The organism is Megasphaera sp. SC8-1 (genome assembly GCF_024436295.1).
GTDB classification, from domain to species: domain Bacteria; phylum Bacillota; class Negativicutes; order Veillonellales; family Megasphaeraceae; genus Megasphaera; species Megasphaera elsdenii.
This window is the reverse complement of sequence record NZ_JANFQH010000025.1, coordinates 80,649-93,534: the sequence shown is the minus strand read 5'-3', so window position 1 is coordinate 93,534 and position 12,886 is coordinate 80,649. Positions and strand designations below refer to the sequence as shown.

General features: G+C 53.3%; 13 protein-coding genes and 1 pseudogene. 2 read left to right on the top strand and 12 right to left on the bottom strand.

The window, feature by feature from the left end; translation table 11 throughout:
- The first annotated feature begins 200 nt into the window (after nucleotides 1-200).
- A complete protein-coding gene (locus NOS26_RS08115) occupies nucleotides 201-1,538 on the top strand; it encodes an S-layer homology domain-containing protein (protein WP_255917543.1) in 1,338 nt (445 codons plus the stop codon).
- Between the two features lie 68 nt (nucleotides 1,539-1,606).
- Here the strand turns inward: NOS26_RS08115 and NOS26_RS08110 are convergent.
- Both NOS26_RS08110 and NOS26_RS08105 read right to left on the bottom strand, forming a co-directional pair.
- Nucleotides 1,607-2,287: pseudogene (locus NOS26_RS08110) on the bottom strand (protein-ADP-ribose hydrolase); the annotation flags it as partial.
- Between the two features lie 117 nt (nucleotides 2,288-2,404).
- Nucleotides 2,405-4,021 (bottom strand): recombinase family protein, encoded by a 1,617-nt coding sequence (locus NOS26_RS08105; RefSeq protein ID WP_002596236.1) that lies wholly within the window; start codon nucleotides 4,019-4,021, stop codon nucleotides 2,405-2,407.
- Between the two features lie 225 nt (nucleotides 4,022-4,246).
- On the opposite strand from NOS26_RS08105, the gene NOS26_RS08100 reads away from it, so the two are divergent.
- Nucleotides 4,247-4,447: a hypothetical protein gene (locus NOS26_RS08100; RefSeq protein WP_002596235.1), complete on the top strand. Its 201-nt coding sequence runs from the start codon at nucleotides 4,247-4,249 to the stop codon at nucleotides 4,445-4,447.
- A 64-nt stretch (nucleotides 4,448-4,511) separates the two neighbouring features.
- Here the strand turns inward: NOS26_RS08100 and NOS26_RS08095 are convergent, their stop codons facing one another.
- The 10 genes from NOS26_RS08095 to tet(W) form a co-directional block, all read right to left on the bottom strand.
- Nucleotides 4,512-4,706, bottom strand: coding sequence for a transposon-encoded TnpW family protein (locus tag NOS26_RS08095; protein WP_002596234.1), 195 nt, complete (start codon nucleotides 4,704-4,706; stop codon nucleotides 4,512-4,514).
- A 14-nt stretch (nucleotides 4,707-4,720) separates the two neighbouring features.
- Nucleotides 4,721-5,563 (bottom strand): ATP-binding protein, encoded by an 843-nt coding sequence (locus NOS26_RS08090; RefSeq protein ID WP_002596233.1) that lies wholly within the window; start codon nucleotides 5,561-5,563, stop codon nucleotides 4,721-4,723.
- Nucleotides 5,560-6,354: a replication initiator protein A gene (locus tag NOS26_RS08085; protein WP_006356266.1), complete on the bottom strand. Its 795-nt coding sequence runs from the start codon at nucleotides 6,352-6,354 to the stop codon at nucleotides 5,560-5,562. The genes NOS26_RS08090 and NOS26_RS08085 overlap by 4 nt, the downstream gene beginning before the upstream one ends.
- 72 nt (nucleotides 6,355-6,426) lie before the next feature.
- Nucleotides 6,427-6,813, bottom strand: coding sequence for a cysteine-rich VLP domain-containing protein (locus NOS26_RS08080; RefSeq protein ID WP_002596231.1), 387 nt, complete (start codon nucleotides 6,811-6,813; stop codon nucleotides 6,427-6,429).
- Nucleotides 6,803-8,428 carry a relaxase/mobilization nuclease domain-containing protein gene (locus tag NOS26_RS08075; protein ID WP_002596230.1) on the bottom strand — a complete coding sequence of 542 codons (1,626 nt, stop codon included), beginning with the start codon at nucleotides 8,426-8,428 and terminating at the stop codon, nucleotides 6,803-6,805. Before NOS26_RS08075 ends, NOS26_RS08080 begins: the two co-directional genes overlap by 11 nt.
- Nucleotides 8,400-8,798: a plasmid mobilization relaxosome protein MobC gene (gene mobC, locus NOS26_RS08070; protein WP_002596229.1), complete on the bottom strand. Its 399-nt coding sequence runs from the start codon at nucleotides 8,796-8,798 to the stop codon at nucleotides 8,400-8,402. Before mobC ends, NOS26_RS08075 begins: the two co-directional genes overlap by 29 nt.
- Nucleotides 8,799-9,295: 497 nt before the next feature.
- Nucleotides 9,296-9,508 (bottom strand): helix-turn-helix domain-containing protein, encoded by a 213-nt coding sequence (locus NOS26_RS08065; RefSeq protein ID WP_002586615.1) that lies wholly within the window; start codon nucleotides 9,506-9,508, stop codon nucleotides 9,296-9,298.
- On the bottom strand, nucleotides 9,501-9,923 hold the full coding sequence (locus NOS26_RS08060; RefSeq protein WP_002586616.1) for a sigma-70 family RNA polymerase sigma factor: 423 nt from the start codon (nucleotides 9,921-9,923) through the stop codon (nucleotides 9,501-9,503). The genes NOS26_RS08065 and NOS26_RS08060 overlap by 8 nt, the downstream gene beginning before the upstream one ends.
- 171 nt (nucleotides 9,924-10,094) lie before the next feature.
- Nucleotides 10,095-10,862 (bottom strand): class I SAM-dependent methyltransferase, encoded by a 768-nt coding sequence (locus NOS26_RS08055; protein WP_002586626.1) that lies wholly within the window; start codon nucleotides 10,860-10,862, stop codon nucleotides 10,095-10,097.
- 50 nt (nucleotides 10,863-10,912) lie between these two features.
- Nucleotides 10,913-12,832 carry a tetracycline resistance ribosomal protection protein Tet(W) gene (gene tet(W), locus NOS26_RS08050; protein ID WP_002586627.1) on the bottom strand — a complete coding sequence of 640 codons (1,920 nt, stop codon included), beginning with the start codon at nucleotides 12,830-12,832 and terminating at the stop codon, nucleotides 10,913-10,915.
- Between the last annotated feature and the right edge of the window lie 54 nt (nucleotides 12,833-12,886).

The following is a 12,886-nucleotide window of genomic DNA, read 5'->3' as shown; positions in this document are numbered from 1 at the left end:
TTGCTTGAGTTTGAAGTTGTAAGTTTGAAGTTTGAAGTGATGGGGGCATAAATTTACCCCTATTACATCAAACATTTAATTATAACATTTTTCTAAACCTTCTTTGCATTCGTGATATGCTTACAAATTTTATAGTATACTTAAATTTGTATATTATTCAGATTTTCTGCATGTCTCAAAGGAAAGAAGGTTTTTATTTCGTGAAAAAGAAAGTTTTTGCTGCGGCAGTCCTGGTTGCTGTCTGTTCCCTCCCGGCTCTGGCAGCCAATCCCTTTGTCGATGTCCCGTCTGACAGCTGGGCTTACAAGTCCGTCGTCGAACTGGCCGACGCTGGCATCATCCAAGGCGTCGACGGTCAGTATTTCCAGGGCCATCGCAACATCACCCGCTATGAAGCCGCTGAAATGGTCGCCAAAGCCATGGCCCATATGGACAAAGCCTCTGTCGAACAGCGGGCCCTGATCAACAAGCTGGCTGACGAATATGCCGATGAGCTGAACAACCTCGGCGTCCGCGTGACCAACCTGGAAAACCGCGTCGGCAACACCCGCGTCTTCGGTGACGTCTTTGTCCGCTACCGTTACCAGAACGGAAACAAAAAGAACGACAGCTCCTGGGATACGCGCTTCCGCATCCGTGCCCAAGGCCAGGTCAATGACCGCACTAAAGTCACAGCTGGCGTCAGCACGGGCTTCCGCCCCTTCGCCAGCAACGGCGCTGCGTCTGACGAAGGCAACAACCCCTATGTCGACTTGGCCAAAGTGGACTATAACTTCGGCAGCAAGAACTGGGAACTCAGCGTCGGCCGCAATGACGTCTACCGCATCGGCCGCGACGCCTATGGCTTGCAGTACTTCGATGCCCTCGACGGCGCCGAACTGCGCTATCACAACGACAAGCTGGCTGTCACCACAGGCTACGGCAAATTCAAAGACGGCAAGAAGCCCGGCGTCGATACCATCCACGCTTCCCAAGCCTATTCCAACGCCTTCAGTACGTCTGGCCTGGAAACAGGATATGGCGAAATCGACGCCTTCTTCGGCGGCGGCAAAGCAGCCCGTTCCGAAGCCGGTTTCTACTACAACCGCCTGCATAAGACCAACGATTTGGCACCGGAATTCTTCGCCAAATACATCGCCGGCTACTTCGTCCGCGGCAACTACGGCAAATGGAGCGCCTTGGCCAACTACGAACACATCGGCTTCAACGACGGCTTCCAAAACGTCGACGGCCAGGACTACGGCGACGCCTGGATGGGAACTCTCCAGTATGGCAAAGCCGACTTCCATCAGCCTGGCAGCTGGGATACGTGGCTGGAATACCTCGACATCGACGACGGGGCCTTCATGGGTGGCAATCCTTTCACATGGCGCTTCTCCAGTGACATGGACAACCAGCGCAGTTGGGGTATCGGCGTCGACTACATCGTCGCCAAGAACCTGAAATTCAGCGTCATGCAGTCCTTTGCCAGCCAGGCCAAGACCGGCAGCGAAGATCCCCACGAAATGACCCGCATCCACTTCCAGATGCTGTTCTAGCCGGGGACACCTGTAAGGCCCGTGATTCGTAGCTCGTGGCGCCCTTACTTCGACAAACGATGAACGACCTACGGCAACTCTGCTGTTAGTTCTCGTTCATATATTATCTGGTCTTCCTCAGTAAAGACGTTGAAGACGACTTCTACCGGCTCATGTTGCCGCAACCACTGCGATACGGTGTTTACGGCAATGTGGGCCGCTTCTTTTTTAGGGAAACCAAAGACACCCGTCGAGATACAGCAGAAGGCCAGGGACCGACAGCCTTTGGCAGCGGCCAAGTCGAGGCAGCTCCGGTAGCACGAAGCCAGCTGGCCTTGGGCCTGTTGCGTCAAAGCACCCCGGACGATAGGTCCGACGGTATGCAGGACGTAGCGGCAGGGCAGGTTGTAAGCCGGCGTGATTTTCGCCTGGCCCGTCGCCTCAGCATGGCCCTGGGCCTGCATGATAGTAAAACATCGTTCCCGCAAAGCCACGCCGGCCATAGTATGGATCATATTGTCGATACACGAGTGGAGCGGTCGAAAGCAGCCCAGGAGCTGGTCATTAGCGGCATTGACGATGGCATCGACAGCCAGCGTCGTAATATCTCCTTGCCAGAGATGCAGATGCTCATGGCTAGGAATGGCCGGCAGATAGCGGCCATCGGTAATCCCTTTTTCCCGCGTCAGTCCCTGGAGGACAGCCGCTTCGGCAGCTAGGAACTGCGGCGACGGCACGTGTTTCCCTGGCTGGCGGACGTTGCACAAGGCCCGGTAGAGCTGGAACCCCTGACCATCTGCTTATGTGTGATAAAGAAGCAATAGAAGTGCAAAAAATTTTGCCGTTCCTATCCGACACTTGGCCATTGTGTCGGATAGGTCGGGCGGTTATTCGGGCAAGTCAATCTTGCCGACAAAGCTGTAATAAATCTCAATGTCCTGCCTGCGGGTGCCGTTCTCATCATAGCTGCACTCATGCACCACAATTTTCTCGATCATTTCCCGCAAGAGAGTGGGGGTCAGTTCTTCAAAGGCAAGGTGCTTGCGGACAATGCCCATAAATTTCTCGGCGTTGACGGTAGCTGCCTGTGACTTGTCCAGTTCGGCTTGCAGGGCGGCGGCTCTCTTTTTCAGCTCCGCTTGCTCGGCTTCGTAGTCAGCCGACAGTTCCATGAAACGCTCATCGCTGATTTTGCCGTTTACATTGTCCTCATACAGCCGCTTGATAATGCGGCTGATTTCAGAAATGCGTTCCTGCGCCTGTTCAAGCTGCTTGATGGCTGCGGCGGTCTTTCGCTTGCCGCCGATCTCGTTCTGCTGGACAAGTAGTTTCACAAACCGGCTCTCATGCTTGGCTGCGTATTCGGTCACTTGCCGGAGATTTGCCAGGACACCAGCGGTCAACAGATCGGTGCGGATAAAGTGCGCCGTACAGTTGCGGGTGCGCTTCTTGTAGCTGCCGCAGATGTAGCAGTCCTGTTTGCGGTCTTTGTTCTGATACCGCTGCTGATACAGCACATGGCCGCAGTCGGCGCAGAACAAAATCCCGGAGAACAGCCCCACTTCATCGTAGCGGTTCGGGCGTTTGCGCTGTTTGCGTAACTCCTGCACCCGTTCCCATGTTTCCTTGTCGATGATCGGCTCATGGTGGTTCTCGAAAATGGCCTGCTTCTCGACGGGGTTCTCTATGCTGTGCTTGACCTTATAAGAAGGCTTTTCCGTTTTGAAGTTCACCAGACATCCGGTGTACTCTCGGTTTTCGAGGATATGAACGACGGTGTTGGTCGCCCATTTGCACTCATAGCCTGGGTGATAACGGCGGGTGCTGCCTGTCCGCTGATATTCCAGCGTCCCCGGCGTGGGGATTTGCTGCTCCGTCAGCATACGGGCAATCTTGGTCGGGCCGTTCCCGGCAAGGCAAAGCTGGTAAATCTGCTGCACCACCGGGGCGGCTTCCTCGTCTATAATAAAATTCTCGTCCTCGTCCATCACATAGCCGTAAACCGGCTTGCTGGTAACAGGCTTGCCGCTCATGCCTTTTGACTTTTTCACTGCCTTGATTTTCTTGCTCGTATCTCTCACCAGCCATTCATTGAACAGATTTCGCAGCGGGGTAAAATCGTTGTCCATGCCCTCGCTGGCACTGTCCACATTATCGTTGACAGCGATAAAACGCACACCCTTTTGAGGGAACAGCATTTCCGTGTAAAACCCTACCTGCAAGTAGTTTCGCCCTAACCGGCTCATGTCCTTGACGATGACCGTACCCACTTTCCCGGCTTCAATGTCCGCAAGCATGGCTTGAAATCCGGGCCGCTGGAAGTTCGCGCCGGAAAAACCGTCGTCGGTGTACCAGCGCAGATTGGTAAAGCCGTTCTGTTTTGCGTAGGTTTCGAGTATCCTTTTTTGGTTCGATATGGAATTACTCTCGCCTTGCAATTCATCCTCGTGGGACAATCTCGGATAAAGGGCGGTAATGAGGTTTTGGGTGGCTTGTCTTAACATAAAATCCTCCGTTTCCGACAGCCAGCCCCACTATTCCGTGGTTTCATTGTACCACGGAACGGCGGGGGCTGTACAGCGGCAAAAGCGTTAAATTTGCTTCTTTACAGCTTTTCAATTTTCCGATTTTTATGGTATGGGTTGTCGTCCCATATTTGCAGTAGAAAAGTTCATAACTCCGTGGTATACTCTGATTTAACAAAAAAATCAGAAGTTAAAGGAGAAAACATGAAGTATACAATAGATGAATTAACCGCGGCCAAAAGGCAAATTGATTCAACTCTGCACAAGCTAAGAGAAACAGTAAAAACATTTGAATCAAAGGATAATTCCGAGCGTTATAAATCACAAATCACATTGGCAAAGAGAAGAATAAAAGCCTTTGAAATTGCAAATTATTTTATAGAGAATGAGATTAAGAATTGCTAAAGCACTTCCGATTTTCGTTCCAGCGGTCATGCTCCCTGGCATGGCCGCTTTTCCATGCCCCGGTTCACGCCGGATAAGTCGGCTCCTGTGTAGCAGCGGCTTCCGCTTCCAGTACCCGCGCCATTTTGTCGGCGGCTGTGGTTGTGGTGTCTTTCTTGAAATAGCCGGACACGACAAGGACGGAATTGCCCATGCGGATTTCCGTCACACAGTCAGGGCGGCGGGTGGTGCGGGTGTCGTGCTGCTTGTTATCTGCCATAGGCAATACTCCTTTCAGTCGGTAATCAGTTTCTTCATGCTCTCCATTTTCCGCTTGGCGGTTTCCTGCCGGAAGTTGTCGCCGGTAAAGCGTACCGGGACGCACATGGAAAGCAGGCGGTCATAAATCCGGGAATGGGCGGTGTCCTCCGGGTTGTGCAGGTCGTCCAGCGTAAGGTTGGTCGTGACGATCAGCGGCTTGCCGCTGCGGTAACGGCTGTCAATCACATTGAACACCTGTTCCAGCCCGTATTCCGTCCCGCGTTCCATGCCGAAGTCGTCAAGGATCAGCAGCGGATAACGACAAAGGCGGGAAATGTACTCGTTGCGCCCCTCAAAGCTGGCGGCAAGGTCATTGAGGATAAGAGCAAAGTTCGTCATGCGGACGGGGATTTCTTTCTCCATGAGGGCGTTTGCGATACAGCCTGCAAGGTAGCTTTTGCCGGTGCCTACGCCGCCCCAGAACAGGCAGCCGATATTGTCTGTCCGCATATCTTCCCAATGCTCCACATACCGGCGGGCAAGCCCGGTCTGCGGGTTCCTGCCGTTGTCGTTCTCGAAAGTCCAGTCCCGCATGGTGGGGTCGGTAAAGCCCCGGCGTTTCAGTTCTTCCACGGTGTCAAGGTGTCTGCGCCGCTTTTCGGCGGCTTCCCGTTCCTCGCGGGCGGTTCTCTGGCAGTCGCACTCTGCCGGGTGGCGGTCGCGCCCGAAGATAGCGGCCTTATCCGGCGCAAAATAGGCTTCTTTCGGCTTGCGGCACTTGCCGCAGTACAGTAAACCGTCCTCGCCGGTGTAGTCCTCCGGCTCCGGGATGGTGGTCGTCATATTCTCCAAAACCGCGTTGATTTCATTCTTCATAAACTCTCGCCCTCCTTGCATGAGTAGTCTGGTATGCCCTTTTTAGGGGCTTCCTTTTTGTCGTTCCCCGCCCATATCCGCAGGGCGGCGGCATAGTTCTGGTAGCTTTTCCCGTTGGCGGCAAGGTAGCGGCTCATTTCCTCGATGAACCGTTCCAGCCTGTCAGGGTACTCTGCCTGCAACTCGTCGTATTCGGTCTGTGACAGAAAAATATTTCCATATCGGCCATAGGGCGCGGACGGCCCCCCACTCACTCCCTTTGTTTGGCTCTCTGTAAGGTTGTTTATAGTAGTTTGGTTAGGGGACGGTTTTCCGACCATCATAAGGTCGGTTTTCTGACCATCAGTAGGACGGTTTTCCGGCTCTATGAGGGGCGGACTTCCGGCCATCAGTTGGTCTGAAAACTGTACCTGTGGCACTGGCGGTACTTTGACATAAAGCCGGTTCGGTGCGGAGAAGCCGCCCCGTTCCCGTTCCAACAGCCCCGCCGTGTCCAGTTCATTAAGCGCCCCCTTGATGGTGGTGCTGCCTTTATCCAGTATTTCTGCTATCTCCGCGATGGGATAGATAATATAAATCCTGCCCTCGTCGTCCAGCCACTTGTTTTTCTGGGAGAGGGTGGAACGGTCTAACAGCAGCGAATACAGCAGCTTGGCGGTCTGTGAAATCTCCATTTTCAGCAGGAAACGGGGATACGGCAGATAGGCGGGCAGCCGCGTGTCTGCCCTGATATAATCAGCGATAGGATCACCTCCCTGTGTTCGGGTTGATTTTGGCGTATTGTCACGCATTAAAACGCCGTTTCCGGGGGAAAAGGATAAATGTATCGCGTACCCTTTGACACCCACGAAAAAAGCCTTGATTTATGCGGGTTTGAAAGGCTCTAAAGCGTGACATCTCTGCCTTTGTTTCCGCTTTCTCTCGGCGGCTTTGATTTTCTTCATGCGCCCGGCGCAGTCGGGGCAGTATTTTCCCCGGTTGGATTTGGGGACAAAGGCCGCCCCGCAGACGGCACACCGTTTCCGGCTTCCCCGGCACAAGAGGGCTGCGGCCAGCTCCCCGTCAAGGGGCAGGACAGCCACACGGAACCAGTGGCACATGAGGGAAAAGGAAATGCTCTGGACGCACACGCAAGGCTCCCCGTCGTCCAATAGCAGGCAGTTCCCCTCATCGTAGTTACAGCACTCATGTACCAGCCGCCGCGCCCGCCGGTGCTGGCGGTAGTCCATGTGGGGCAGGTTATCGCTCATGGCTCTGCTCCTTTCTGCGGTGCGGCTCGTCCCGGCGCAAAATCTGGTCGATGTTCCGCTTGACGGTCTGCAACTCCTTGAACCGCTGTTTCTGTTCGTGATAGGTGTTATACAGGCCGTCTTTCTCGGAGATAAGCTGCTCGATCTCGGCCTGCAACGCTTTCCGGGCGGGCAGCTTGGTAATGCCATGCGCCTTGAAATACCGGGCTGCTGCGTCGGCTATGATAAAATCGCTCTCATGGGCCTGCCGGTATGCGGCGCGGGCTTTCTCGGATTTCTGTGCCCGCAGCCCGTCGCGGGCGGCCTTGGTCTGGGCGTAGGCCAACACCTGCCGCTGCAACTTCTTTTTCCCTTGCAGCTTCGTTTCCAGTGCTTTCAGTTCGCCGCTGGTCTGGCGCATTTTCTGATAGGCGGTGTCAACGGCGGCTTCTAACTGCTCCGGGGAAGTAAAGCCGTATTGCTGGTAGACGGACAGCGTTTTGGCGGCCTGCTTCAGATTGTGTATCTTCGCCCAGCGTTCATAGCCCCGGCCTTTGCCCTCGGCCATTTTCTGCTCAATGTCCACAAGCCGCTGCACTCCGTCCTGTTTCGGGGCGGCTATCTCGGCTCTGGCAACCTGCAAGCGGTCTTTTATGGTGCGTGGGGGATCGGGGGATCTGGCTGGCGCTTCGGCTGCTCTGGCGGCGTTTTGCTCTAAAACGGCAAAGACAGCGGCGCGGTCAAAATCGTCGCCCAGCTTCCGGGCGGTAATTGGCTTTGTCCTGTCCGGCGTGAGGTAGGAAAGCCGCCCCCGGCTCTCCTTGACGGTCACACCCTCCTGCAGCAACAGAGAGGAAAACTCGTCAAAGCTGGCGGCGGTGGCAAGGGCTTTCCGTAGGGTCTGCCGCAGCTTCTCCTTGTTCGTTTCAAACTTGGTCTGCCGGGGCGTGATACTATCGGCAATCATGGGGGCGTTCTGCTTGTCCAGCGCGGCCTGTCCCTTTTTCTGCGCCCAATACTCCCGGTCGGTGACGCGGTTCTTGCTGCCGTTCAAGAGGTCGATTTGATAAAGCCCCTCCCGGTGGCACATCTCCATGACTTCGGATTTGAAGTAGCGCAGGGCAGCGTCGGTACATCGGTGCTTGCAGCCGACTTTCGTATCGGCCGGCCTGTCCATGTAGGGCAGGAACGGCACTTCCTCAATCCGCAGGCTGTTTATGACGATATGCACATGAATGTTGCCGCTGTGGTTATGCCCGTCCGGGTGGGTGCAGACAAGGGCCTGGTGGCCGGGAAAATGCTCTTTACAGAATTGTTCCCCCAACGCCTGCGCCCGGTCTACGGTCAGGCCGTTGTCCGGCCCGTCCCGCGGGTCAAAGCTGATGATGTAGTGGTGGCTTTTCACATCTTCCCGCCGCTGGTTTTTCTGATAGCGGAGATTGGCCCGCATACACGCAACGGCAAAATCCTCCCCGTCGCAGTTCAGCGTGGACAGCCGGTAGTCCTCGCGGGGGATAAGCCTGCCGGTTTCATCAAGGACGGGCTTCATGGTAAACTCGTCATGCTCAAAGAGAAGATATTGCTCGGCGGCTCCGTAGTCGGCGTTTTTAGAGTTGATATGCTTGAGTGTTGCCAACCGCGTCACCTACTTTCTTGAGGACTTCATACTTGAGGACGGCAAGGTCGGATATGGCGGCGCGTACCTCGCCGGAAAGGGTGTTGTAGGGTACGCCGTATTCGTTCAGATACCGGGCAATCTGATTGAGGTTGCCGCCGATCCTGCCGTACTCGGCTGTCAGCTTCCCGACAGCGGAAAGCAACTCGTCATTGACCGACGACACATGGACAACCGGGCGTATGGTCGCCCGCCGTATCGCCTGCCGGAGAAATTCGGACTGGCTGATACCATAGGGCGCAAGCCGCGCTGTGAAGTCGGCATACTCATCTTCGGACAGCCGGGTTTTCACAACGCGGCTGCGGTGGGGCGTGTTGTATTTCTTTCGCATGGTGTGACCTCCTTTCTCGCCCGTAAGGGCGCATGAGCAGGGTTTGGGGAAGGCACTCCCCAACAAGTTTCCCGCGAGGGGCAAAACTGCAGAATTGCGGATTTTGGCACCGTGGTAGAAACTTGCTCTCCGTGACTGCAAACTTTCTCTCACTTCCGTCCGCCACTTTTTTGGAAAACTGCAACCACAAAAGTTTGTTTCTCTTTTTCTGCTACTACTAATCCTGTAAAGGGCATTCCTGCCCGCTTTCGCTAAAATGACACCGGACGCAGTGGTTTCTACCCGGTGTTGGAGAAATCCTTTCTCTTTGCCCTCTACTACGGGTAAATGCTCCAAATGCCAAACACCAGGGCAGAAAAATTCCCTCCTCGCTTACTACTACAACCGGCAGGGGGCAAAATGGCCGGGAGCGGAGCCGGACAACAAAAAAAGCAGTAAATCTTTTTCAAGACTTACTGCTTTCGCTGGCCGCGTCGGTGGCGGCTGGTATTCAGTTTTTATGACTTGTCCGGTGGTTCGTCAAGCCGGAACTTGAATTGACAGTCAATTAACCGCTGCTTTACATAGTCCTCCACCTCGGCGTTGACCTGCCCGTTCACTTTTGAGAAATAGCGGATATATCCGGCGTAGTGGAGCAGGACAGCGTTCACGGCTTCTGGGTCGCCCTCACGGGCTTTGAGGATTGTTTCATAGGGGAGAAGTCTACTCATACCGGCTCACCCCCATTTCTTCGCGTAGCCGCTGCAAGGCAAGCTGGATATGCCGCCCCGCTGTGCTGCGTGACCGGCCAATACACGCGCCGATCACGCGCTGCGGCTGGCGCAGAAAGTAATAGCGCAGGATTTCTTCCCGCGTCTGCTCCGGCAAAACAGAGATCGCGTCGGCAAGGGCGGCGTTGCAGAGCAGGACGGTCTGACCGCAGACGGTAAATGGGTATTCCTCGTCCGGCTCCGACGCGGCAAACTGGACAAACTTCTCGTTCATCAGATAGTCAAGGGAAACTTGCCGTTCCCATTGCCGTTTAAGCTTCAAAATCTTGTCCAAGGCGGCACAGCGGATAACAGTCTTGCAAAAGGCGTTGTACCTGCGCTGGATATATTCTTGATAGGCTATCTGGTCGGTCATGGAAATTCCCCTTTCTGAATAATAGTGCGGGGCGGTGGCACTTCTTGCTGTCGCCCCTTGATTGCCTACCAGCAAAGGCGGGCGGGGCTGTCAACGGCTGCGCATATGCGCCGTTCATCTTGACCGTTGACTGGCTCGGCTGGGTTTGCTATTTACCCGACAAACTTGAATTTATTTTAAGCTATCACGTTTTACCTTCTTAAGCCTTACTATCATTACCATAGGAATTTCTTTGTTGGTTTTAAAACATTCTTCATAAAATCCATCAATGACAAATCCAGCTCTAAAACAAAGGTTAAAAATATCTTGTATGGAACGATGATAATAAATCTGCTCTTTCGGTTGCCCTTCAATCGCTATATCATAGTAACTGTGCGGTGTCATATATTTTTCAGTCAACGTGACAAAACAAGGGTGTTGCGTTGCAAAGACAAAAATTCCGCTTTCCTGCAACAGTTCATAAACAGCCATAAGAAGTGGTTCAATATCCGTAATATCCATAATTGCCATATTAGAAACTGCTTTCGTAAAGGCTCGATTTCTTTTTAATTCTAATATACTTTTTCTATCGGTCGCATCCGCCACACAAAATTCAATTTGTTTTGCATATTGTGATTGCCGTCTTTTAGCCAATTCTATCATTTTTTTGCTGTAATCAAAAGCGACAACCGAAGCGCCTCTTTGTGCAAGATACGAAGAATAATTTCCATTGCCACACGCAATATCCAAAATGTAATCCGCAGGATTAGGAGATAGAAGTTCCGTTACTTTGGGACGCACTACCTCTCTGTGAAATTCATTAGATTCGTCACCCATTGCATTATCCCAAAATTGTGCGTTCTCCTCCCAGATTTTTTTACTTTCCTCTGTTCCCATGTTCTCTCCCACTCCCCAAATTTGCTTTTTTGCTTCCATTAAATCTTCCTTACTATATTCCATTGTTACCCTCCATAACTTCTGATTGTTGCCGTCTTGACGATTATGTATCTTTACATTACCTTCTGAAACATATGGCGCACCTTGTCCAGGCGGCTGTTTGGACGGCGGGGCTGGATGACCGGCTGACCGACAGCGGCCTGATATCCTTTCAGCTCTGTAAGGCATACGCTCCGCCCGTTGGTGTAAAAGGCCAGATCAGTACGGTATGCCTGTATACAGCGGGCGGGAATCTCGCCAGTAAAGACAACTTCATCCTTTTTTACCTGGGCCGTTTCGATGGTGGCACAGTATTTCGGTGCATCATGATAAGCCCTGGAAAGGTATTCCTGGGGCGCATAGAGGATGAAGGAGAGATAAGGTTCCAGCAGCTGCGTCCCCGATTCCTTCAATGCCTGTTCCAATACAATCGGGGCCAATGAGCGGAAGTCCGCCGGCGTGCTGACCGGACTGTAATAAAGCCCGTATTCAAAGCAAATCTTACAGTCCGTTACGTTCCAGCCGAACAAGCCCTGCTCCAGCCCGTAACGGATACCATCCCTGACAGCGTTTTGAAAACTCTGGTTCAAGTATCCCAGCGAAACCCGGCTCTCGTATTGTACACCGGAGCCAAGCGAGAGTGGTGTAACAGACAGTCCTATGGATGCCCAAAACGGGTTGGGCGGCACCTCGATATGGATGGTGTGGCTGGCTGCTTTGAGCGGCCGCTCCATATAAATGACGGAGGGTTCCTTTACCACTGTTTCAAGCTTGTATTTTTCCGACAGCAAAGCGGAAACAACCTCCAACTGCACCCGGCCCAAAAAAGAAAGAATGATCTCATGGGTGATGGAATCCACTTCGCAACGCAAAAGCGGGTCAGTATCCGCAAGTTGCGTAAGAGCGTCCAGCAGCCGTTCTCTTTGCGCTGCCGTTTTCGGCGCAATCGTCGTCCGCAGCATGGGGAGGGGGTCCTCGCGCCACCTTTTACGAGGGAGCCGGGTTTGGTCCCCTAATACATCGTTTAACCTCACGCTGTCGCTGGGAAGGATAACAATTTCACCCTGATAAGCGGTGTCTGTCCGAACAATTTCCCCTTTGGATGGAATACGCATCTCTGTGATTTTCAGCTTTTCTCTCCCGGCCAGGGCCACCGTATCCCGCAGGCGCAGCGTTCCGCTGTATAACCGTAGATAGACACGCCGCTGGCCGCAATCGGTGTACTCAACCTTGAAAACGCTGCCGCATAGGGCGGCGCCCCCCTGTTCCCCAATCGGTTGGAACAGCCCTGTCACCGCATCCATCAACGGTTGAATGCCAAGGCCATTTTTGGCGCTGCCATGATAGACTGGGAACAGGGAGGCGTCTTGAACCCGCTGCTGTTCCTCCCGCGCAAGTTTTTCCCGGCTGATTGGTTCTCCTGCGATATACTTTTCCAATAATTCATCGTTATTTTCGATGACCGCATCCCATGCTTCTATGTCGGTATTTTCCTCCAGGACTATTTCCGGGGACAGCGACACCGTCTGCTTGATGATAATATCGGCGGAGAGCTTATCCCGAACAGACTGAACCACGCTCTGCAAATCAACGCCAGCCTGGTCGATCTTGTTGATAAAGATAACGGTGGGAATGTTCATTTTCCGCAGGGCATGGAACAGAATACGGGTCTGGGCCTGCACGCCATCTTTAGCGGAGATCACCAAGATGGCCCCATCTAAAACAGCCAAAGAGCGGTACACCTCCGCCAAAAAATCCATGTGGCCGGGCGTATCCACAATGTTAACTTTACATCTGTGCCACTGGAAGGAAGTGACTGCCGCTTGAATGGTAATCCCACGCTGCCGCTCCAAAAACATGGTGTCCGTCCTCGTTGTCCCTTTTTCGACGCTCCCCGGTTCTGAAATGGCTCCGCTGGCATATAGCAGGCTCTCCGTCAAGGTCGTCTTTCCAGCGTCTACATGGGCAAGAATTCCAATATTGATTATTTTCATGTGATTGTCCTCCCTTTACAGCCCCAAAGGGCATAAAAATCCCCAGCAGTAAAA

What these genes read in the sequence shown, in the direction of transcription:
- NOS26_RS08060 (WP_002586616.1), bottom strand. Translation starts at nt 9,923, where the DNA reads ATGACCGACCAGATAGCCTATCAAGAATATATCCAGCGCAGGTACAAC.
- NOS26_RS08085 (WP_006356266.1), bottom strand. Translation starts at nt 6,354, where the DNA reads ATGCGTGACAATACGCCAAAATCAACCCGAACACAGGGAGGTGATCCT.
- NOS26_RS08090 (WP_002596233.1), bottom strand. Translation starts at nt 5,563, where the DNA reads ATGAAGAATGAAATCAACGCGGTTTTGGAGAATATGACGACCACCATC.
- mobC (WP_002596229.1), bottom strand. Translation starts at nt 8,798, where the DNA reads ATGCGAAAGAAATACAACACGCCCCACCGCAGCCGCGTTGTGAAAACC.
- NOS26_RS08065 (WP_002586615.1), bottom strand. Translation starts at nt 9,508, where the DNA reads ATGAGTAGACTTCTCCCCTATGAAACAATCCTCAAAGCCCGTGAGGGC.
- NOS26_RS08100 (WP_002596235.1), top strand. Translation starts at nt 4,247, where the DNA reads ATGAAGTATACAATAGATGAATTAACCGCGGCCAAAAGGCAAATTGAT.
- NOS26_RS08080 (WP_002596231.1), bottom strand. Translation starts at nt 6,813, where the DNA reads ATGAGCGATAACCTGCCCCACATGGACTACCGCCAGCACCGGCGGGCG.
- NOS26_RS08095 (WP_002596234.1), bottom strand. Translation starts at nt 4,706, where the DNA reads ATGGCAGATAACAAGCAGCACGACACCCGCACCACCCGCCGCCCTGAC.
- NOS26_RS08105 (WP_002596236.1), bottom strand. Translation starts at nt 4,021, where the DNA reads ATGTTAAGACAAGCCACCCAAAACCTCATTACCGCCCTTTATCCGAGA.
- NOS26_RS08055 (WP_002586626.1), bottom strand. Translation starts at nt 10,862, where the DNA reads ATGGAATATAGTAAGGAAGATTTAATGGAAGCAAAAAAGCAAATTTGG.